General features: G+C 63.2%; 22 protein-coding genes and 4 pseudogenes. 13 read left to right on the top strand and 13 right to left on the bottom strand.

Going from position 1 to position 20,353, the window contains the following annotated elements; translation table 11 throughout:
• The 11 genes and pseudogenes from JW805_18525 to JW805_18475 all read right to left on the bottom strand — a co-directional run bounded on the left by JW805_18525 (window position 1) and on the right by JW805_18475 (window position 7,194).
• Window positions 1–822 (bottom strand): annotated as a pseudogene (locus JW805_18525) (MBL fold metallo-hydrolase).
• A gap of 44 nt (window positions 823–866) precedes the next feature.
• The gene (locus tag JW805_18520; GenBank protein ID MBN2974001.1) at window positions 867–1,097 is read right to left on the bottom strand and encodes a hypothetical protein; all 231 of its coding nucleotides are present in this window, start codon (window positions 1,095–1,097) and stop codon (window positions 867–869) included.
• Window positions 1,098–1,104: 7 nt separating this feature from the next.
• Complete coding sequence (locus JW805_18515; GenBank protein ID MBN2974000.1) at window positions 1,105–1,413, bottom strand: thioredoxin domain-containing protein; 309 nt, start codon at window positions 1,411–1,413, stop codon at window positions 1,105–1,107.
• 99 nt (window positions 1,414–1,512) lie between these two features.
• The gene (locus tag JW805_18510) at window positions 1,513–1,650 is read right to left on the bottom strand and encodes a hypothetical protein (GenBank protein ID MBN2973999.1); all 138 of its coding nucleotides are present in this window, start codon (window positions 1,648–1,650) and stop codon (window positions 1,513–1,515) included.
• A gap of 974 nt (window positions 1,651–2,624) precedes the next feature.
• Complete coding sequence (locus JW805_18505) at window positions 2,625–2,948, bottom strand: prolipoprotein diacylglyceryl transferase (protein MBN2973998.1); 324 nt, start codon at window positions 2,946–2,948, stop codon at window positions 2,625–2,627.
• Window positions 2,948–3,731: pseudogene (locus JW805_18500) on the bottom strand (sulfite exporter TauE/SafE family protein). The gene JW805_18505 and the pseudogene JW805_18500 overlap by 1 nt, the downstream one beginning before the upstream one ends.
• A pseudogene (locus JW805_18495) lies at window positions 3,728–4,959 on the bottom strand (NAD(P)/FAD-dependent oxidoreductase). The pseudogenes JW805_18500 and JW805_18495 overlap by 4 nt, the downstream one beginning before the upstream one ends.
• Complete coding sequence (locus JW805_18490; GenBank protein MBN2973997.1) at window positions 4,956–5,390, bottom strand: TIGR01244 family phosphatase; 435 nt, start codon at window positions 5,388–5,390, stop codon at window positions 4,956–4,958. The pseudogene JW805_18495 and the gene JW805_18490 overlap by 4 nt, the downstream one beginning before the upstream one ends.
• Window positions 5,391–5,408: 18 nt before the next feature.
• Window positions 5,409–5,834, bottom strand: coding sequence for a YeeE/YedE family protein (locus tag JW805_18485; GenBank protein ID MBN2973996.1), 426 nt, complete (start codon window positions 5,832–5,834; stop codon window positions 5,409–5,411).
• Window positions 5,834–6,250: a YeeE/YedE family protein gene (locus tag JW805_18480; protein ID MBN2973995.1), complete on the bottom strand. Its 417-nt coding sequence runs from the start codon at window positions 6,248–6,250 to the stop codon at window positions 5,834–5,836. Before JW805_18480 ends, JW805_18485 begins: the two co-directional genes overlap by 1 nt.
• A 20-nt stretch (window positions 6,251–6,270) precedes the next feature.
• Window positions 6,271–7,194, bottom strand: coding sequence for an MBL fold metallo-hydrolase (locus JW805_18475; protein MBN2973994.1), 924 nt, complete (start codon window positions 7,192–7,194; stop codon window positions 6,271–6,273).
• A gap of 79 nt (window positions 7,195–7,273) precedes the next feature.
• On the opposite strand from JW805_18475, the gene JW805_18470 reads away from it, so the two are divergent.
• The 3 genes from JW805_18470 (at window position 7,274) to JW805_18460 (ending at window position 8,878) form a co-directional block, all read left to right on the top strand.
• Window positions 7,274–7,897 (top strand): peroxiredoxin, encoded by a 624-nt coding sequence (locus tag JW805_18470; protein MBN2973993.1) that lies wholly within the window; start codon window positions 7,274–7,276, stop codon window positions 7,895–7,897.
• A complete protein-coding gene (locus tag JW805_18465; GenBank protein ID MBN2973992.1) occupies window positions 7,897–8,304 on the top strand; it encodes a helix-turn-helix transcriptional regulator in 408 nt (135 codons plus the stop codon). Before JW805_18470 ends, JW805_18465 begins: the two co-directional genes overlap by 1 nt.
• 70 nt (window positions 8,305–8,374) lie before the next feature.
• Window positions 8,375–8,878, top strand: a complete 504-nt coding sequence (locus JW805_18460; GenBank protein ID MBN2973991.1) for a DsrE family protein — start codon at window positions 8,375–8,377, stop codon at window positions 8,876–8,878.
• A 102-nt stretch (window positions 8,879–8,980) separates the two neighbouring features.
• Here JW805_18460 and JW805_18455 read toward each other — a convergent pair whose 3' ends face one another.
• Both JW805_18455 and JW805_18450 read right to left on the bottom strand, forming a co-directional pair.
• Window positions 8,981–9,775, bottom strand: a complete 795-nt coding sequence (locus tag JW805_18455) for a hypothetical protein (protein MBN2973990.1) — start codon at window positions 9,773–9,775, stop codon at window positions 8,981–8,983.
• Window positions 9,772–10,365 carry a recombinase family protein gene (locus JW805_18450; protein ID MBN2973989.1) on the bottom strand — a complete coding sequence of 198 codons (594 nt, stop codon included), beginning with the start codon at window positions 10,363–10,365 and terminating at the stop codon, window positions 9,772–9,774. Before JW805_18450 ends, JW805_18455 begins: the two co-directional genes overlap by 4 nt.
• Before the next feature lie 147 nt (window positions 10,366–10,512).
• On the opposite strand from JW805_18450, the pseudogene JW805_18445 reads away from it, so the two are divergent.
• The 10 genes and pseudogenes from JW805_18445 (at window position 10,513) to JW805_18400 (ending at window position 20,177) form a co-directional block, all read left to right on the top strand.
• A pseudogene (locus JW805_18445) lies at window positions 10,513–11,865 on the top strand (DDE-type integrase/transposase/recombinase).
• 134 nt (window positions 11,866–11,999) lie between these two features.
• Entirely contained in the window at window positions 12,000–12,830 is an 831-nt protein-coding gene (locus JW805_18440; protein ID MBN2973988.1) for an AAA family ATPase, read from the top strand.
• Between the two features lie 87 nt (window positions 12,831–12,917).
• Complete coding sequence (locus JW805_18435) at window positions 12,918–13,496, top strand: recombinase family protein (GenBank protein MBN2973987.1); 579 nt, start codon at window positions 12,918–12,920, stop codon at window positions 13,494–13,496.
• Window positions 13,497–13,567: 71 nt separating this feature from the next.
• The gene (locus JW805_18430; protein MBN2973986.1) at window positions 13,568–14,566 is read left to right on the top strand and encodes a hypothetical protein; all 999 of its coding nucleotides are present in this window, start codon (window positions 13,568–13,570) and stop codon (window positions 14,564–14,566) included.
• A complete protein-coding gene (locus JW805_18425) occupies window positions 14,563–16,347 on the top strand; it encodes an N-6 DNA methylase (protein MBN2973985.1) in 1,785 nt (594 codons plus the stop codon). Before JW805_18430 ends, JW805_18425 begins: the two co-directional genes overlap by 4 nt.
• Window positions 16,344–17,405, top strand: a complete 1,062-nt coding sequence (locus tag JW805_18420; GenBank protein MBN2973984.1) for a restriction endonuclease — start codon at window positions 16,344–16,346, stop codon at window positions 17,403–17,405. The genes JW805_18425 and JW805_18420 overlap by 4 nt, the downstream gene beginning before the upstream one ends.
• A 155-nt stretch (window positions 17,406–17,560) precedes the next feature.
• The gene (locus JW805_18415) at window positions 17,561–18,142 is read left to right on the top strand and encodes a hypothetical protein (protein MBN2973983.1); all 582 of its coding nucleotides are present in this window, start codon (window positions 17,561–17,563) and stop codon (window positions 18,140–18,142) included.
• Window positions 18,143–18,363: 221 nt separating this feature from the next.
• Entirely contained in the window at window positions 18,364–19,182 is an 819-nt protein-coding gene (locus JW805_18410) for an NYN domain-containing protein (protein MBN2973982.1), read from the top strand.
• Window positions 19,183–19,425: 243 nt separating this feature from the next.
• Window positions 19,426–19,872: a hypothetical protein gene (locus JW805_18405; GenBank protein ID MBN2973981.1), complete on the top strand. Its 447-nt coding sequence runs from the start codon at window positions 19,426–19,428 to the stop codon at window positions 19,870–19,872.
• Window positions 19,869–20,177, top strand: a complete 309-nt coding sequence (locus JW805_18400) for a DUF1971 domain-containing protein (protein ID MBN2973980.1) — start codon at window positions 19,869–19,871, stop codon at window positions 20,175–20,177. Before JW805_18405 ends, JW805_18400 begins: the two co-directional genes overlap by 4 nt.
• The last annotated feature ends 176 nt before the right edge of the window (window positions 20,178–20,353 follow it).

Genomic DNA, 20,353 nt, shown 5'->3' with positions numbered 1-20,353 from the left:
AACGCCGTCCCACACTTGTCCGCATCCGGCAGCCGGCCGCCACGTATGTTCACCTGAAGCGCGGCGAGCATCAGGTCGGGTAGTGGGAGCGATGCGTCGCGTTTCTCGCGGGTCGCGACGAACTCGGCTTCGTCGATGCCATCGTGAACATGGATGTTGTCGCGACGCTGATCGGCGACGGTCGAGCGACCAAGTACGTCCCTGCCATCCTTGCCATAGTCATGCCCAACATAGGTTGCGGTTCGGGTGGCAGATCGAGGATGGCGCGGATCGAGCACCACAGCGAATGAGCATCACCACCCGGGAAGTCCGCTCGGCTTGTGCCACTATCGGGAACCATCAGCGTATCGTGAACGAACGCGGCGTCACCGACGACATAAGTGATCGAGGCAAGCGTATGGCCCGGCGACAGCATGACATGAGCATCGAGCGTGCCGATCCGGAAACGCTCGCCATCCGCAAACAACCGGTCCCACTGGCTGCCGTCGACGGCGAGATCGGGCAGGCAGTAGATGTCCCGCCACAGCTTTTGCACTTCCACGACCTTGTTGCCGATCGCGGTTTGCCACCGGTCTTGCCGGTGAGGTACGGAACGGCTGAAAAATGATCGGCGTGTGGGTGGGTGTCGAGCACCCATTCGACGGTTAGCCCCTTTTCGCGCACATAGTCGAGGATAAGATCCGCGTTTCGGGTCGCGGTCGCACCAGCGCGCGGGTCAAAATCCAGAACTGGATCGATGATCGCAGCCGTCTTCGTAGTGTCGTCGACGACAACATATTGGAAGCTACCAGTGCGCTCATCATGGAGCGACGCAACGGTCATACCATCGTGCTTATACTCGATCATGTTTTCATCCTCTCGCTCTGTTAGCTTTCTGCCCGCGCCCGCGCGAACAACCGCTCGAAATCACCCGGATCGATCGCGCCCATCACCAGCATGCGTCCGGCAAGAAAGCCCGGGGTGCCGGCCAAGCCGATCGAATAGGCCTCTTGGCCGTTCGCACGCAGGCGCGCCGCGACAGCCTGTGCATGCGAAGCAAGCCACGTCGTTGCGCTCAGCCAGTCACCGCCAGCGCCGATTACGACGTCCCGCAGCATGTCGTCGTCAAATCGTACGGTTGTCGGCCATCAGCTGGCGATGGACGACCGGGTAGATGCCCTGTTCGGCACAGCTGAGCGCAACGCTCGCGGCACGTTCAGACGGTGGACCGAAGATCGGCCAATCCTTGTAGATGACCCTAATTTTGCCATCGCGTCGCACGGCCTCTTCCAACGCGGGGAAGGCGTGACGGCAGGCCGGGCAACGATAATCGGTGAAAACGGCAAGCCGCAACGTCGCGTCGGCAGGACCGTGCTCAGGCGAACTGCCGCCTGTCAGGATCAGGTCGGCGGTCGGACCAACGTCACGCCCCAATCGGGGCGGTGCGCCGCAGCACCTGTCCCGACCGCCCAGCCCCCACGACTACAGCGCCGAGCCCGACCGCCTGCCTCCGACTGAGTGGCCCCGGCACGCTCAACGCCCTCCGGGCTTGCTGCGCGCCGTGGCGACGAGGCGGCGGAGCGCCGGCAGATCGACCGCGCCGGCCACGACCTGCGAGCCGACGATCAGCGCCGGCGTCCCATTGAACCCGATCGCTTCGGGCAATCGCATTGGGTGCGTGCGAGCAGCGCATCGATTTCCGCGCCACGCGTCTTCAGGTCACGTTGCAGGACGCGGCCAATCCCACCTTGGCTTTCACAGCAGCTGCCCTGATACCGGCGCTGTCCGAGCCGCGCCGGCGAGGCAAGCAGCGCTCCATGGAAGGCGGCATGCCTGCCCTGCCACTGGCTCGCGACGGCGCCCGGGACGCCTCACGGGAGGCGGGTCCGAATATTGGCCAATCCCGATACACGATCCGGACCTTCGGGTCGGAGCGAAGCAGCGCGTTCAGCACCGGCTCCATGCGACGGCAATAGGGCAGTTGTAGTCGAAGAACTCGACAACGGTGACGTCATAGGCGGTGCCGGCCCGCTTGGGGGCTACGGGATCGTCGACGACTGCCTTGCGCGACAAATCAGGCTGCTGCTGCCCGACCGCAGGTGTCATCGGACGGCGAAAGCCAAGCGGCGGCTAGAGCGCCGCGAAAGAGAAGGTTGCGGCGGTTCATCGGTGTTTCCTTGCCTTATCATTCCATCGGCGAGCGCGGCGCGCGACAACTCTCCGAGCTGAGCTGCACGATCGTGCCATTCGCGGCGACGAAGGCGGTTGCGGGATAGCCGGCGACTTCGAAGGCTCGGGAAAGCCTACGGTCGGGATCAAGCGCGACGTTGCCGGCACCGATGCCTTCGGGTAAGGAAACTGGGTAACGGTCGCCGGCGCCTCACCCTGATCGGCGAGCAGAATCGGAACCTCTCCACGGCGCGACGCAGCAGCATCGAGCATCGGCAGCTCGCGCCGGCATGGGCCGCACCATGTCGCCCAAGATTGACCACGAAGGGACGACCCCGGAAACGATCAAGCGGGAGCGGAGCGCCGGATGGCGTCGTTAGGGCGAGATGATAGGGAAAGGGGCCGTAGGTCACGGGCGGGAATCAGCGCCTGAAGCGTGAACCAGAGGCCGCCAGCTACGGCAAGCGCTGCCCAGCCTATCGCCAGAGCGCGCGTCGGCCGAGCCGGAACGCCAGCGTTACCGCAGCGCCGGCGAGGCCGGCGACGGCCGAGAAGCCTCCCTGCCATATAGCTAGGATGGAAAGTGGAGCATCGGCGTAGCTCGCCCAATGCGTCGCGACATAGCCGATCCGGGCCGTCACCAGCCCGACGACAATAGCACTGGTCGCGACCATCGACACTCGCGGGAAGCGGAACCGTCCCGCCAGCGCCGTCAAACCGAGGAACACGGCGACGCACAGAACCGCCAATCCGCGATCGACCGCCATCATCAGCGGCCCGATGGCAATTGCGCTGCCCATCACAGAAACGCGCCTGCGCTCTTCCAGAGCATATAGGCTGCGACCACGAAGATCAGCATTGCGAAAACCGTGGTGAGCGTACTGCCCGTGCCCAGACGCTTAGCGATCCGCGTGCCGATCAACCCGCCGATAACTCCACCGCCGATGAAGGCGAAGGCGAGCGGCCAATCCACAAGCCCGGAGAACGCGTAGTTGGCAGCGGTCGTTAGCCCGAACGCGGTGACGGCGATCAGCGACGTGCCGACGGCGTTGAGGATCGGCATGCCCGTCGATCCAATCAGTCCGGGAACGATCAGGAAGCCACCACCGATGCCAAAGAAGCCTGAAAACAGTCCGGTGCCGAGGCCATAACCCAGCACCTTGGGCGCCTTCTCCCGGTTGCATTCTGCACCGGGATTACCAGCGTCACCCCGCCCGCGCAGCATCACAACGCCGACGACGATCATGACGAGCGCGAATAGAAAGAGGAGCTTGCCGCCATCGACGGCCTTGCCCGCGGTGGATCCGAGTAGCGCACCGATGACGCCGGCAGTCGCATACATGCCGCCGCACCGCCATTTTACGGTATGAGCCTTGGCATGACCGATCAGACCGGTCGCGGCATTGGCCGCCACGGCAAACGCGCTCGTAACCGATGGCGAGGTGCGCGTCGGGAACGCGCACCAGATACACCATGAGCGGCACGGCGAGGATCGAGCCACCGCCACCGACGAGCCCGAGGGTGAATCCGACCAGGCTGCCGGACAAGGCGCCAAGCAGATACTGGATTGGTTCGAGGATCATGCCGCCTTGCCGATCTCGTGTGGAGCGGCCATCCACTCACGGCCTTTCAGCATGCCCTGCCAGTAGATCGGGGGCAGCATCCGCTCTTTCAGGAACCACGCGGTGCGCGTCGGACGCGTTCCGTCCAGCAGCCAGGATGGGAAGCTGGGCAGCAGCTTTCCGCCATAGCCGAACTCGGCGAGGACGATCTTACCGCGTTCGACCGTGAGCGGGCATGAGCCGTAACCATTATAATCGGCAACGGGGGTCTGCCGTCGAGCGCGGCCAGCGCGTTGACTGCGACCACGGGCGCCTGGACGCGAGCAGCAGCGGCGGTCTTGGCGTTGCTGGTGCCAGCGGCATCGCCAAGGCCAAAGATGTTTTCAAATCGCTTGTGCCGCAGCGTAGTCTCGTCGACCTCGACGAAGCCGCTCGCAGCCGCAAGCGGGCTATTTGCGACGACCGCATGTGACACCTGAGGTGGCACGACATGGAGCATATCGAACTCACGTTCGATCCGCTCGGAGACGCCGTCCTGCTTGCGCTCGAACGTGGCGACGCGGCGATCGGCGTCGACCGCGACCAGGTTGGACTCAAGCCTGAGATCGATACCGTACTTCTCGACATATTCCATCAGCGCCGGGACGTAGGTCGGGACCCCGAACAGGGCTGCGCCGGCATTATGGAACTCGACGTCGATAGCTGGGAGAACGCCGCTATCCCGCCAGATGTCGCAGGAGAGATACATCGCTTTCTGCGGTGCGCCGGCGCACTTGATCGGCATGGGTGGCTGCGAGAACAGCGCCCGCCCCTGCCGCAATTCCTTGACGAGCTGGTAGGTGTAGGGTGCCAGATCGTAGCGATAGTTGGAGGTGACGCCGTTGCGGCCGAGAGCCTCAGGCAGCCCTTCGATCTTCTCCCACGCCAGGCGCAGCCCGGGCGCGACGACCAGAACGCGATAGGTCAATGTGTCACCGTCTTCGAGCTCGACCGTGTTACGGTCGGGGTCGATGGCAACGGCGGGCAACCGTACCCACTTAACGCCCTTTGGCATTATGTCGGATTCGGCCTTGCGCGTCTGTTCGGGAGTGAAGACGCCGGCCCCCACCATCGTCCAGCCGGGCTGGTAATAATGGTCGGTCGCCGGATCGACGACCGCGATCGTCACTTTGGCGTTGCGCTTCAGAATGCTGGAAGCGGTCGCGATGCCGGCGGCACCGCCCCCGATGATGACGATGTCGTAGGTCATTGATCAGCCCTTTCGGAACGGCGCTTCAGCGCAGGCGTGAGATCGGCAAGGTCGTACCCGGCTGCCTTTGCTTGGTCGACGATCGTCGCCGGGTCGGCGCGATCGGCCTCGGCCAACGCCCACAAGGTCGCCGCGCGCGTCCCGCTACGGCAGAAGCCGAGCGTCGGCTGTGGCAGCGTGGCTAGCGCCTCCTTCATGCGATCCGCATCGGCGTCAGTCGCCTTGCCCGGTACGATAGGGACATGGGCAAACGCGAGACCGTGGTCGCCTGCCATTCGGGCCATTTCTTCCGCGCTTGGCTGGCCCGCCTCCTCGCCGTCCGGGCGGCTTGAGATGATCGAGCGATATCCTGCCTTCGCGGCAGCGGCGAGGTCGTCTTGCGTCAGCTGGGGGGCGGCAGAGAAGGACGAGGTGATCTGCTTGAAAGCCATGTGATGTCTCCTGTCTGATCAGGCCGAACGGCGGGAAGTGAATGCAAAGCGGTGGACGGCAACGCCGAGGGCCATTGCAGCGATGAAGACCAGTGCCGGCAGAGGCTGGATCGCCAGTGCGGCAATGGCGGGACCTGGGCACAATCCGACGATGCCCCAGCCTATGCCGAACAAGGCCGCACCGCCGATGAGGCGCCGGTCGATCGGCGAGGTGGCGGGCGTGTGGAATTGTTCGGCCGCGATCGGGGTCGAGCGACGCCGCACGACGAACCAGGCTATCGCCATCGGCAGGATCGCGCCTGCCATGACGAACGCCAAGGTCGGGTCCCACGCGCCGGTGACATCGAGGAACGCGCGCACCCGCGCCGGATCGATCATTCCGGAGATGGCAAGGCCGGCGCCGAACAGCGTCCCGCTAGCGAGTGAAATGAGGTTCTGGCGCATCACAGTATCACCCCGGACAGACGCATGATCGTGACCGTGACGACGCCGGTCGCCATGAACGTGACGGTCGCGGCGATGGACCGGGGCGACAGGCGGGACAGGCCGCATACGCCGTGACCACTGGTGCACCCGGACCCAAGCCGCGTTCCGATACCGACGACCAGACCGGCGACGGCAATCAGCGAAAGCGATGCCGGAAAGCTGGCTTTCACGCCCAAACTGGCCGCAGCAATACCCGCGCCCAAGGGCAGACCCGCGGTAAAGAGCAGCGCGAGGGCCCATGGTGGACCTCCATCGGTAAGACCCAAAACTCTTGCGAACATGCCGCTGACACCGGCGATGCGCCCGTTGCCCAGCAGCATGATCGCCGCGGCGACACCGATCATCAGCCCGCCGATGAAGCCTTCGAGCGGCATGGCATGGGGAAAGCCTGGCATCACAGCGCATCCAGCGGAATTTTGAGGTAGCGGGTGCCGTTGGCTTCCGGCTCCGGCAGATGACCACCGCGCATGTTCACCTGGATCGAGGGCAGGATGAGCTTCGGCATCGACAAGGTGGCGTCGCGACTGGTCCGCATCGCGACGAAGTCGTCTTCGCTGACCCCTTCGTGGACATGCACGTTGCCGACACGCTGTGCGCCTACAGTCGTCTCCCAGACATATTGGTCGCGACCCACCGCCTTGTAGTCGTGGCAGAGGAACAGGCGCGTCTCGTCCGGCAGCTGCATGAGCCGGCGGATCGAGCGGAATAGCTGGCGTGCGTCGCCACCAGGGAAGTCTGCCCGCGCGGTGCCGTAATCGGGCATGAAGAGCGTATCGCCGGTGAAGACCGCGTCCCCAATCGCATAGGCCATGTCCGCCGGCGTATGGCCGGGCACGTGCAGCGCAATGGCGTCGATGTTGCCGATGGCAAAGCGGTCGCCGTCCTCGAACAGCCGGTCGAACTCGGAACCGTTGCGCTCAAAATCGGTGCCGGCGTTGAAGATTTTGCCGAACACGTTCTGAACCCGGATGATCTCACGACCGATCGCGAGCTGCCCGCCAAGCGCCTGCTGAAGATAAGGTGCCGCAGACAGGTGATCGGCATGAGCATGGGTTTCCAGCAGCCAATCGACCGTCAGTCCCTGATCCCGCACGTAAGCGATCACTGCGTCCGCCGACGCGGTTTTGGTCCGGCCAGCCGCGGCGTCAAAATCGAGGACGCTGTCGACGATCGCAGCCTTTTTCGTCGCCACGTCCCAAACGACGTAGGTCGCTGTGTTGGTAGGCTCATCAAAGAAGGACTGAACGACCGGCGATCCGGCCGCTTTTGCGCGTCTGATCTGGGCGTTGGCTTCGCTCAAAACCGGGTCCATGACCATCTCCATTTAAACAAACTCATGGTTTATGTAGCTGTGTAAGCGTATTGCGTCAACGGGGTGTTCGTGCCATTTGGGAGGAATGGAAATGATGGAAGCGAACATGCCGCGCTCGCTGCGCATCGGGGATGCAGCCCCGAACTTCACCGCCCGCACCACTCAGGGCGAGATTGCGCTCGATCAGTATCGTGGGCGCTGGATTGTGTTTTTCTCGCACCCTGCTGACTTCACGCCGGTTTGCACGAGCGAGTTTGTGGCCTTGGCTAAAGCGGCCCCTCAATTCGAGGAGCTGGATTGCGTATTGTTGGGGCTGTCGGTCGACAGCCTCTACTCTCATGTCGCCTGGCTTCGCGCGATCCACGACGTTTTTGATGTCGAGGTGCCGTTTCCGGTGATCGAGGATCCGTCGATGGCGGTTGGGTATGCCTACGGCATGCTCGACGAGCAGGCTGGCGATGCCTCAACGGTACGTGCAACCTACTTCATCGATCCCAAAGGCATTATCCGCGCACTCAGCTGGTATCCGATGAATGTCGGGCGCTCGGTCGACGAGATGCTTCGCACGGTCAGGGCGTTGCAGCGTTCGGCCGATGGCGAGGCCTATACGCCCGCTGACTGGCAGCCGGGCGACGACGTGCTCCTGCCTCCCGCTTTGCCGGGGAACGCAGGCGCCGACTGGTTTCACCAGACGAAGGCTGACCGGTGATGGCGATCTACCAGTCCCGCGCGCTTGCCGACGTTGCAGTCGAGAAGCTGCGCGTGTTCGCGCAGCCGCAGCGCCTTATGATCCTGTCCTATCTGCTGGGTGGCGAACGGCAGGTGGCGGACATCGAGGCGGCCACGGGCGTGACCCAACCAGCGCTCAGTCAGCAGCTTGCCGAGCTGCGGCGCGCCGATCTGGTGAAGACCAGGCGTGAGGCGAAGCAGGTTCACTACCGTCTTGCCGACGATGCAGCCGCACTGTGTGTGCGAACCCTGGAGGCGATGTTCGGAGCCGACGATCTGTCGGCTCCCCAAACGGCCCCGGCCCCCCGCCCAGTGCGACCGCGCGAGACGCCGTCCGTGGTTCGACCGCAAAACATCGGTGCGGCCGTTTTTGCGAGAGTTGGCTGATCATTTCGGCTGAAGAAGGAAAAAGCGGATGCGTATGCCAATCATTGCTCTTGCAGGATGCTTGTCACTCATGAGCAGCGTCAGTGCTTCAGCCGGCGTGCCTAGGCAGGCGGTGATACCGGGATATGGCGCGATCACACCCGTCGAAGGTGCTGCGGAACGGCCCGATCGCAAGTTGCGCTATCGCGTGCTGTTCAATGTGACCAAGGCCGCGGCAACGCCGGATAAAATCAATCCATCGCTGGAGAAGGTCGCCCGCTTTTTGAACCTGCTGGGCAACGATGGCGTTCGTCCAGAACAAGGCGATGTCGTCGTGATCGTCCACGGTCCGGCGACGCCCATCGTTACCGAAGATCGCGCCTATGCGACAAAGACGGGAGTAGCTGCGAATCCCAACCTTGCCTTAATTGAGGCGTTGAAAAAGGCGGGTGTATCCGTTCGGGTATGCAGCCAAGCTCTTATCGGAAACGGGATCGACCCCGCTACGGTAGGAAAGAGTGTCGAAACTGACGTGTCTGCGCTGACGACTATGGCGACTTTGCAACTGCGTGGTTGGGCACTGATCCCCGACTGATCACGCCGACACGTTTACTGTTTCGCCGTTCTAGTCCGTAACGCTGCTGGTGTCATAACCGGTCGGTTCTGACACCAACCCCCTGCCCCAGCTTTGTAGCTTTCAGCGGTAAATGTCACGAAGTGACATCACTGATTGTCGCCTCCTGCGGCCTGCTCCTTTGGGGAAGCACTGATAAAGCCAGCTTTCCCGCTCGGTCCGGCACGTTGCGCTCTGAGGAAGGGCCTCATCATAGGCTTGGTGAGATCCGTCCAGCCTGAAGGATCGTGGTTTGTGCCAGCGCCAGTCCATCCATCGATTTATCGGCATCAGCACGTTCGTTCCTGCTTCACCTCGCTTTGCCGAACATGACGTAACCGAAAGGCGCGACAGCCAGGAAGCCGCGAACAGACCACGTCGCAATCTGCCGAACAGGCATTGGCCGGCAACAGGAAGGCCAATGATTTCGGTCGATGATATCCGCATAATATTTGAGGGTGAGGAAGGTAGCATAGTATAAATGCTGAACTGATCACCTGCCTGCTCGACGCGGGCGATCGGCAGTTCGACATCTCCGAGAGGGGTGCCACCACGGTCATTCAGCAGACCCAGTGCTGCCCAACCGGCGAAAGCACCCATCATGGCCGAGGTAAGCCAATAACCGATGCGGCCAATGGTAGACTGACGCCGCATCAGAGGAACATAAAAAGCCGCAGACCCCAAGCCAGCTATCACGCCTAAGAGGCTACCCCAACCGAGAATACTGGTGAGGCCGGGTGTAACCGGCGCAAACGGACGTGAAAAGTAAACAACGGGCAGCGTGATGGATGCTAGAAGTGAAACCAGCCACAGCCCTTGGCGAAGGATGAAGTCGAAGCGGCGAGCACTACTCGCATCTTGTTGTTCGGTGAGATTCATGCCGCTGCCGCCGCTGTGGCAGCATGCCTGCCGAGCGTTCGATAAACGGTCGGCCGGGAAATCGAGAACAGCTCGGCGAGGTCGCTGATCGAGTAGTCGTCGGTATCGTACATGCGACGAAGCTCCTTCTGCTGCCGATCGGACAGCTTGGGCTTCTTCCCACGCAGCTTCCCCTTAGCGCGGGCGACCGCCATGCCCTCGCGGGTGCGGAGCTTGATGAGGTCCGCCTCGAACTCGGCAAAGGTGGCAAGGATGTTGAAGAACAGCTTACCCATCGGGTCAGCCGGATCGTGGACGCTGGCACCAAGCTGTAGCTTCACCCCACGGGCAGCAAGGCCGTCCCCGATCGCGCGCGCGTCCGGAACTGATCGCGCGAGCCGGTCAAGCTTGGGCACTACCAGCGTGTCGCCGCTTCGTACTGCGGCTAGTGCTTGGTCGAGGCCGGGGCGATCCCGGTTCGTGCCGGTGAGCCCCTTGTCGGTGTAGATGCGATCGGCCGCCACCCCGAGCTTGAGCAGCGCGTCATGCTGGGCGGCAAGGTCCTGTTTGTCGGTCGAGCAGCGGGCATAGCCGATCAGCGTGTGCGTCATAGCCGGAGTGTAACGTATAAGGCCCCATCACCGCAAAACATATGGTACCATCTATGTGAGACTCGGCTTTCGGCCGCTTTCCGTGCTGTTGGAGATCGACCGGCCGAGTCCGCTGAACGATCCTCTATCGGACAGGGGGCGATCACCATGGCGGATGGTCGAAGATCGGAGACAGGAGGCGCGGAGGTGGCGCGGCGAATGGCGGCACTTCGCGCCCATCTGCATGGTGGCGCGTCGCTGGCCAAAGTCGCGGCCGATGCCGGTGTTTCGCTGCGCACCGTCCAGCGATGGCTCGCTCGCTATACCGCCAACGGTCCAATGGGCCTCGCGCGGCCGCTTCGTCCGGAAGCTGGCACACGGACGTTCCCGGAGGGTCTGGTCCAACTGATCCAGGGCATGGCGCTGACGAAGCCGCCGGCCTCGATCGCAACCATCCATCGTCGCGTTGTGCATGTCGCTAGCGAATATGGATGGCACACGCCGTCCTACGGCAGCGTTCGCGATATCGTGCGCCGGATCGATCCTGCGATGCTGACGCTCGCGCATGAGGGCGCTGCCGCTTTCCGCGACAAATACGAGATGGTCCATCGTCATCGCGCCGATCGCCCGAACGCGATCTGGCAGGCCGACCACACCGAACTCGACATCCTCATCCTCGATGCTCGTGGCAGGCCGACACGGCCGTGGCTGACGACGGTGGTGGACGATCATTCCCGCGTGATCGCAGGCTACATGGTGTTTCTCGGCGCGCCATCCGCGCTCAATACGTCGCTCGCGCTGCGCCAGGCCATCTGGCGCAAGGCCGATCCGGCATGGCCGGTGTGCGGCATTCCCGATGTGCTGCACGTCGATCACGGATCGGACTTCACCAGCCTCCACCTCGAACAGGCCGCGGCCGATCTGCGTATCAGGCTGATCTACTCAGCCGTCGCCCGTCCGCAGGGGCGTGGCAAGATCGAGCGGCTGTTCCGGACCATCAACACCGAACTGCTGGCCGAACTCCCCGGCAACCTGCGCGCCGGCAAGACGGTATCCCCACCGGCCCTTTCACTGGCCGAACTGGACGCGGCGATCGGCGCCTGGATCATCTCGACCTATAATGCGCGTCCCCACCGTTCGATCGGGGCGGCACCGATAGCCGCATGGCGGGGCGATGGCTGGTTGCCCCGGATGCCGGAGACGCTTGCCGAACTGGACATGCTGCTGGTCATGGTCGCCAAGCCCCGCACCGTTCACCGCGACGGCATCCGCTTCGAGGGATTGCGCTACTTCGATCCGACGCTGGCAGCCTACGTCGGCGAGCCGGTGACGATCCGCTACGACCCCCGCGACATGGGCGAAGTCCGCGTGTTCCATCGCAACGTGTTCCTGTGCCGGGCGATCGATGCGGATCATGCCGCGAACAGTGTCACCCTAAAGGACATCCAGGCGGCGCGGATCGCGCATCGGCGTCGCCTGCGGCAGGAGATCAGGGAGAAGCAATCGAGCGTTATAGACTATCTTCCAGCGATCCTGCGCACTCCGGCTCCGATCGCGAAACCGGCGCGATTGCCTGAATTGGCGCCGGTCTCCGCAGCGACTCCGGCGCCGCCACCAAGCCGGCCGAAGCTACGCACCTATTATGAGGGCGACTGATGACCGCCGGCAGTACGCGCGCGACCAGCTTCATCTCGACCCAAGAGCACCGCCGCTTCATCGAGTTCGCCGACGCCGTTCGGAAGCATCGCTACATCGGCCTGTGTCATGGCCCAGCGGGCGTCGGCAAAACGCTCTCGGCCTGCCGGTATGCCCGATGGCACAAGGCTGCGCCCCTGCTCACCGTTTGGGGACCACGCGATCCATCCGACCTGGAAATCTATGCCCACCTCGCTCAGGCACGTGCGGTTTTCTACACACCTTCGGTCGGCAGCACGTTGCGCGAACTGCGGCAGGATCTGCCCCGGCTGCTCGACCGAGTGGACCATTGCATCGACGAACACGTCCGGCCTCAGAAAGTCGGACAGGTCCGTTATGTCAGTCGTCATACCCGCTACGTCGAAATGGTGATCGTCGATGAAGCCGAGCGCCTGTCGACGACGGCGCTGGAATACATGCGTGACGTGTTCGATCGGCAGGGGATCGGGCTCATCCTGATCGGGATGCCCGGTATCGAAAAGCGCATGGCGCGCTATCCCCAGCTCTTCAGCCGGGTCGGCTTCGCCCACCAATATCGGCCGTTGCAGGATGCGGAGCTGACCTTCGTGCTGACCCGCCGCTGGCGCGACCTCGGCCTTGCCCTCGACGACGCCGATTTCACCGACGCGCAAGCGGTCGCGGCCATCGTTCGGATCACAGGTGGCAATTTCCGGCTACTGCACCGCCTGTTCGTGCAGATCGAGCGCGTGCTGAAGATCAACGGCCTCGCAACCATCAGCGAGGATGTCGTGGAAGCCGCCCGCAGCACCCTCGTCATCGGCGTCACCTAGTGCTGACATTCGTGACATTTACCGCTGAAAGCCACACAGCTTTTCCAAGGGTTTGCAGGTGTCACAACCCCGTGCCAGAATGAAGGCATGGAAATCGGCTATGCCCGCGTGTCCCGAGGCGACTCCCAGGACATAGACCCGCAGCTTCGCGCGCTCCGCGATGCCGGGTGCGATCCCATCTACCAGGAGGAGGCATCGGGCGGCCGAGCTGACCGTCCCGAGCTGGCGCGCGCGATCGGCGCGTTGAAGGCCGGCGACGTGTTCGTGGTGTGGAAGCTCGACCGGCTGTCGCGCTCGCTTCGCGATCTACTGTTCACCCTTGAGGCGATCACCGTCGCAGGCGCGGGATTCCGATCGGTGACGGAGGCGATCGACACCACCACCGCGCCGGGCCGATTGATGACGCAGATGCTGGGCGCGTTCGCCGAGTTTGAGCGCGCCATGATCCGCGAGCGGACCATGAACGGACTGGCGCACGCGCGTAAGGCGGGGCGGCACCTTGGACGACGGCCGAGCCTTACCGGACCTCAGCGCGCCGAGATCATCGCCAAGGCAGAATCCGGCCAAGGCTCCCCTGCCCAGCTCGCCAGCTTGTTTCGCGTGTCGCGATCGACCGTGCAGCGCGTGTTGCGCGCGCACCGGGCGCGGATTGGCGCAATCGCGTGATCGCTGGTCTTCGACCCCACGACGAAGACCGGCAGTTCTCAGCCGAGCACAATCGTTCTACTGTTGTTCCTATGAGCGACATGGCGTCATCAACCGAGCTTCTGGAAACGGCCGTACAGGCCGAAGAGGAAATCCGATGGCAGGTGCTCGCCGCAGCAGGACTGACGGACTCCGTCGATAGCGACCATGGGCTCGTCTTCCCGCTGCCCACTGGTGCGAAGATCGTTCGCGTTATCTCTGGGTACGACACACGGGACACCACCAACACCAAGGTTCGGTGTGCAGCGTGCAAGCAGCACCAGCTCCATAATCGCGGGTTTCGAGTGGAGATCGAAGGCGGTGAGCAGGCTCGCATCGGACTGAATTGCGGCGAGAAGCATTTTGGTGACGGAGCATGGCACGCGGCCGTCGCCGACTATGACCGGCGGGTTCAACATGCTCATTACCTAGCTCGCGTGAAGCCAGCTTGTGATGCGATAGAGCAGATCATGCCGCTGGTCCGGGAATGGCACCAGAGGACCAATCTTCTCGCGAAATGGATGCCGGCCTTTCGCGCCCAAGAGCTTTTTGGTGTCCTGGCCGGGGAAGCCAAAAGGAGTGAGGGGCGGCTAGAGCGAGAACGCCGTCGCAAGCGAAAGCGTGTGAACCGCCAAGGCCGGGAAGAGACCTATGTTGAGACAGAGGTCATCGTCGTCGCTCGCATCCCCTACCCGGGCATGTTTCTTGGGCAAACTCCGACGCACCCGCTCAATGGAGCAATCACGGAGGTCGGCTGCGCTGTAGCCATCTTCGAAAACAAGTCCGATGCCGTAAGTCTGGCGAAGGCGTTTGCCCACCTGCGGCGGGGCAGGCAGTATCTCAATGATGCGGCGGAGATACACCGTGGAGCGCTTCAAAACCTGAAACCCGATTGGCTTCCCAGCCTCTGCGAATGGGCAAACTCGGAGCTTGAGGAGACGTACACAGTTCGAGGATCAACGATTGAATGTGACGGAGAGACGTTCACCCTTCTAGCACCCGAGGCCATTGGCACTCCCCCTATCGATCGCGTCAATGAGCTTTGGCCATGATTTCCGCAGCATCTACCCACCCGCTTGTCCAACCCGCAGACCTTGAGGCGCAACGCTACGAGCTTGCGCGCGCGCGCCAGCTTGCGCGAGCATGGGCTGAGACGCTGCCCGAGCCGAAGCGTCGCGACATGGCGGCGCTGTTCACCCGCGTCGCTATCGAGACGTATCGCGCCGAGGCGCGGCCTCAGGCGAGCCTCAGCCCGCCCTTCGCCAAGCCCTACGGTCGGCTTGATCGCGCCGTCACCGGGCTGGCGCTGGCCGTGGGACGTGAGGCCGCACCGTTGCCGATCGCGGAGGCCGTCTATTTCCTGACCGGGCTCTACACGACTTTGCTCGCTACTCGGGAGCGTGGGGCATTGGGGGCGTTCTACACCCCGCCGGCGCTGGCGAACCGATTGCTCGACATGGCCGAGGAACAGGGGATCGACTGGACCCGCGCTCGCGTGCTGGACCCGGCGAGTGGCGGGGGCGCGTTCCTGTTGCCTGCAGCCGAACGGATGATTGCCGCGCTTCCCGAAGCCGAGCCGGCGTTCGTGCTTCGACAGATCGGCACGCGCCTGGTCGGGCTGGAGCTGGACCCCTATGCCGCGGGCTTCGGGCAAAACGCGATAGAGCTGCTGCTGGCGGACGTGACCGCGGCTGCAGGACGTGCCGCGCCGACTGTCGTGCGCGTTGCCGACACGCTGGAGGAAGCGCCCACCGCCCGCTTCGACCTGGTGATTGGTAATCCGCCTTATGGTCGTGTCACCCTCACCCCAGCGCAGCGCCAGCGCTTCGCGCGCGGCCTTTACGGTCACGCGAACCTCTATGGCGTCTTCACCGACATTGCCGTGCGCTGGACCAAGAAGGGCGGCACCATCGCCTATCTCACCCCCACCAGTTTCCTGTCCGGCCATTATTATTCCGCGCTGCGTGAGCTGATGGCGAAGGAGGCGCCCCCGGCGGCGATCGACTTCGTTCATGCGCGTCGTGGTGTATTCGAGGACGTCCTGCAGGAGACGTTGCTGGCCGCCTATCGGCGCGGCGCCAAGCCCGGCCGCGCCCAGGTCCATTATGTCGAGGTTACGAGCGAACGCGAGGCACGCCTCATCCGCAACGGCACGATCGCCCTCCCCTCCCCCGCATCGCAGCCTTGGCTTGCACCGCGTGAGCCGTGCCACAGCGCGCTGATAGCCAAGGCCGAGACTATGCCGGCGCGGCTTGCCGATTGGGGCTACAGCGTGTCCACCGGTCCCTTGGTGTGGAACCGCTATAAGGACCAGATGCGGCAGCGCTCTGCCCGCGGCGTGCATCCGCTCATATGGGCCGAAGCCGTGTCTGCAGACGGCCGGTTCGCGTTCCGAGCCGAGAAGCGCAATCACGCGCCCTATTTCAAGATCGAGCGTGGCGACGTCTGGCTGTTGGTCGAGGAGGCGTGCGTCCTCGTTCAGCGCACCACCGCCAAGGAGCAGGCACGTCGGCTGATCGCGGCCGAGTTGCCGGCTGACTTCATTGCCCAGCACGGCGGTGTGGTGGTCGAGAACCATCTGAACATGGTCCGCCCGGTCGCACGTCCCGCCGTATCGCCAGCGACGGTTGCGGCGGTGCTGAACAGCCGGATCGTTGACCAGCTCTTCCGCTGCATCAACGGTAGCGTTGCCGTGTCGGCGTTTGAGATGGAGGCGCTGCCCCTGCCCTCTCCTGCGGCGATGAGACAGGTGGAGGCCCTGGTTGGCCGGGGAGCCTGCAGTGCCGAGATCGAGGACGAACTCGCGCGGCTTTATGGGCAGGTTGCGCCATGATGCCGATGCTGACCCGCGATGAGGTTCACGCCCGCCTGCAGGAGATCTTCCCCGATGGCGCGCCCAACCGCGCCTATCTTACCCGGATGCTGGCCGCGAGCACGGTGTTCGTCGCGCTCTATATCGACGCGATCGAGGGCAGCGGGACGATGCTTGGTCCCAAGCACGTCTATCGCATGACCGACGAGCAGGCGGCCCTTGTCGATGATGCGAGCCGCACCGCCTATGCGACAGGGGTCTTACGTACTGGCAGCCAGACAGAGGGCCGGCGCTGGTATCAAGACAACACCCGTGAGCCGATCCGCGACGAAACCTTGCGCGAGGGGCTGGTGGCAATCGGTGCCGTGATTGAGCGCACGGACCTTCCCACCACATCGAGCAAGCCGCGCTACGCTCTGAAGGCGAGCTTTGCCGCATTGTTCGATCCTGCCCTCACTGGCGAGGCGCTGCAGGCTCGCATCGCGGCATGGCAGGCCGAAGCGTTGAACAAGGGCGCGCTCGCCCGATTGGCGATTGTGCGCCAGGGCGCGGGCGTCAGCGCGGACCAGGTGCTTGTCACCTTCCCCAATGGGGAGACGCGCCGAATGAAGCCGGGGCCGAGTTCCGAGATCACTAAGGCAGTGGTGGAGGTGTTCGCACCCGCCTTTCTCACCGCCCCGGCCGTGGTGTTTCTCAGCGAGAGCGGGAACAAGGTGGTCGCGCGCGACGATGCGCTGGCGCGATCGATTGGCCTTGCCATCCAGGCCGACAAGAACTTGCCGGATACGATCCTGGTCGATCTTGGCCCGGTGCATCCGCTGCTGGTGTTCGTGGAGGTGGTCGCGACCGATGGTCCGATCAGCCAACGCCGCAAGGAGGCACTGGAGGAGCTGGTCGCCGAAGCGGGTTTCCCGGCCGAGCACGTCGCGTTCGTCACCGCCTATCTCGATCGCAGCGCCGGGCCGTTCAAGAAGACGGTCGATAGCCTCGCATGGGGCAGCTACGCTTGGTTCGCGGCGGAGCCTGAGCGGCTGATGGTATTCAGCGAGGCCCGAGAGAGCCTGCGCGGCCGGCCGTAGCGACAGCGAGGGTAATGTTCACATTTATCCTCGCTTCCGCTGCAGTCGTTCCAGTTCTCGATCCTATTTATCCTCGCTATTTGTCTTTATTTCTTATCGCTTGAACTTGTAAATTTCGCGGTCATCTTGCTGCGCAGCAAACGAAAGGATAGACCATGAATAGCAACAAGCGGAGCCGTGGCCGGCCGGTTGGCACTGGCCTGAACGACGGTCCCACCCTCAAGAAGGTGGCGGACATGATCGTGGCGAACCCGTCGCTTCGGCCAACGACCGCGATCCGGCGTGCTCTCGACAAGCCCGAGCCGTCGAGCATTCGGCGGCTGCAGGTGAAATGGAAGGCGGGCAAGGCCCAGTATATGGCGGAGGCTCAGGCTAGGCGCGCAGCCGCATCGATGCCAGCACGCCGCGTGAGCGCGCCCTACTCTCCCCGCACGGGCCGCCACATCGCGGAGGCTCACCGGAAGATGCAGGAGGCGTTGGGGCCAGGTTTCCGTGCCGCTCAGGAGATGATGAACAGCCCGGGGATGCGGGCGGCTCAGGAGGCAGCTCGTCGATACCAGGAAAGTCCGGCCCTGCGAGCGATTGAGGAGTTCCGGAACAGCCCCACGATGCGCGCCATCGAGGAGCTTCAGAACAACCCAACGGTGCGTCTGATGCGCGAACTGCAGGACAGCCCAATGATGCGAGCCGCCAGGGAAATGGAGAAGGTGCAGCGCCTCATCAACGGCGGCTTCTGAGGCTGTAGTTTGGCGGCGGTGATCGGCTACTATGCCCGTGTCTGGCGGGCGAGGCCGATAGACGCGTACCTGCAGGCACGCGCGTGCTAACGCGTACTTGACAAACCTGCAGGCATGCGCCTATCTACGACGCTGTAGCGCGGGGCGGAGATTACGCACGTCCAGCGCACTGGTACTAAGAGGGCGCCTGCGGGCGCCCTTTGCTATTTGGGGGCTACGCAATGCGTCGTTCGGCGGTTTTTGTCGATGCGGGTTACCTGTTCGCGCAGGGCTCAGTACTCCTAACGGGCACCCGGCAGAGCCGGGAGACGATCACGCTCGACATTTCCAAGGTCGTGCAAGCGCTGAGGGAAGTCGCGAAGGCGCAATGCGACCTGCCCCTGCTCCGCATCTACTGGTACGATGCAATGCGGCTGGGTCGGCCTACGCCGGAGCAGGCAGCTCTGGCTGACTCCGATGACATCAAGGTGCGGCTCGGCCAGATTAACTCGGCTGGCGAGCAGAAGGGTGTTGATGCACTGATCGTTACCGACATGGTGGAGCTGGCACGTAACCAGGCAATCACCGATGTTGTTCTTGTGTCCGGTGACGAAGATGTGCGCGTCGGTGTCGTTCTCGCGCAGCAGTTTGGTGTGCGGGTTCATCTTCTAGGAATCGAGCCTTCCCGGGCCAATCAAAGCCGTTCGTTGAAGCAGGAGTCGGATACCACGACTGAATGGGACAAAGCGGCTATCAGCGCCTTCTTGTCCTATGCGCCACCAGCAACCCCCGCAGCGGCAAGTGCGGCGACCGCAAACACAGGGCTCGATGGCCTGATTGAGCCCATTATTGCGGCACTTGAAGCTCAAGAGCTGGCAGCTCTTCAGGCAGCATTTGCATCGAGCACACAAGTCCCGCCGGATTACGATCGAGCGCTTCTGCGTGTCGGCCGCATTCACTATCAGCAAGCCACTCTCTCAAATCCTGAGCGAACAACGCTGCGGTCCGCGTTTATTCGTCTGGTGCAGGCGGCGCCGGTACCTTCTGAGGCTGCGGTCTGATCGGCTAAGCGTTCATGGCGCTAATGCCCAGCGAAGTAGCAGCGGAAGCGACTGACTTTTGCGACACCGAACCCGCTGGGTGAGCGGCACTGCCCAGCTGTCGCGGAACTCAGGACATTCGCGACTGGCGCGGCAATTCGTGATACATCACGTCATCGGCAAAGGTGAGGATCGGTCCGGTCGGAAACCTGCCCCGCCCACCGAGCGTTTTCTCGCTAAGTCTGCAATCCGGAGCCTCTCAGCATGTCAAAGCCACTCTCCCCCGAAACGATGGCGTTGGTCAAAGCGACGGCTCCGGCGCTCCAGCAGCATGGCGTGGATATCACCACACGCATGTACCAGCGCTTGTTCGTCGATCCCGAGATCAAGGCTTTGTTCGACATGGCGGCTCACGAGTCCGGCGCTCAGCCGAAGCGGCTTGCCGCGGCGATCCTCGCCTTTGCGCAGAACGTCGATAAGCTGGACGCGTTGAAGCCTGCGATCGAACGCATCGCCGCGCGCCATGTCGAGACCCATATCAAGCCCGAACACTATCCTGCGGTCGCCAACGCGCTCCTGCCGGCGATTCGTGACGTGTTGGGCGAGGCTGCAACCGACGACATTCTGAACGCGTGGGGCGAGGCCTACTGGTTCCTGGCGGATATCCTCATCAACCGTGAGGTGGAGCTTTACGCAGCTGAGGCGGCATGACCGCTACAGCTGCCCTCCTTCCTGAGGGACTGGAATACCACAAGCGCACCGATACCTTCACCGAAGAGACTGTTCCCAAGGGACTGCTGAGCGATCATTCGACCAAGGACGGAGTGTGGGGGGTTATCAAGGTGGAGAGCGGTAGCCTGAGCTACCGAGTGACAGATTCCCGGCGCGATCCGTTCGAAGCGGTGCTCACACATGAAGGAGCGCCGGGGATCGTGGAGCCCACCATCCTGCATCATGTCGCACCGCTCGGCCCTGTCCGCTTCCATGTCGAGTTCTACCGAAAAGCGGCCAGCTAACTAAGCTATTAAGCGACTAAGCGATTAATTAGATAAGCGGCAGTCTTGGCTCTCTTCGGATGGCGATCCGGGCTCCAGGGCCGGCATCGAACTCGATCAACATTAAGGCACCAACCTGATTGATGTGACGCTGAGGACCGCATGTTGATCTAGGCGAGCCAAGCGACGGCAGATTG

This window comes from Roseomonas aeriglobus, assembly GCA_016937575.1.
Taxonomy (GTDB): Bacteria; Pseudomonadota; Alphaproteobacteria; order Sphingomonadales; family Sphingomonadaceae; genus Sphingomonas; species Sphingomonas aerigloba.
The sequence above is the reverse complement of the archived record's forward strand: the minus strand, read 5'-3'. Positions and strand labels throughout refer to the sequence as shown.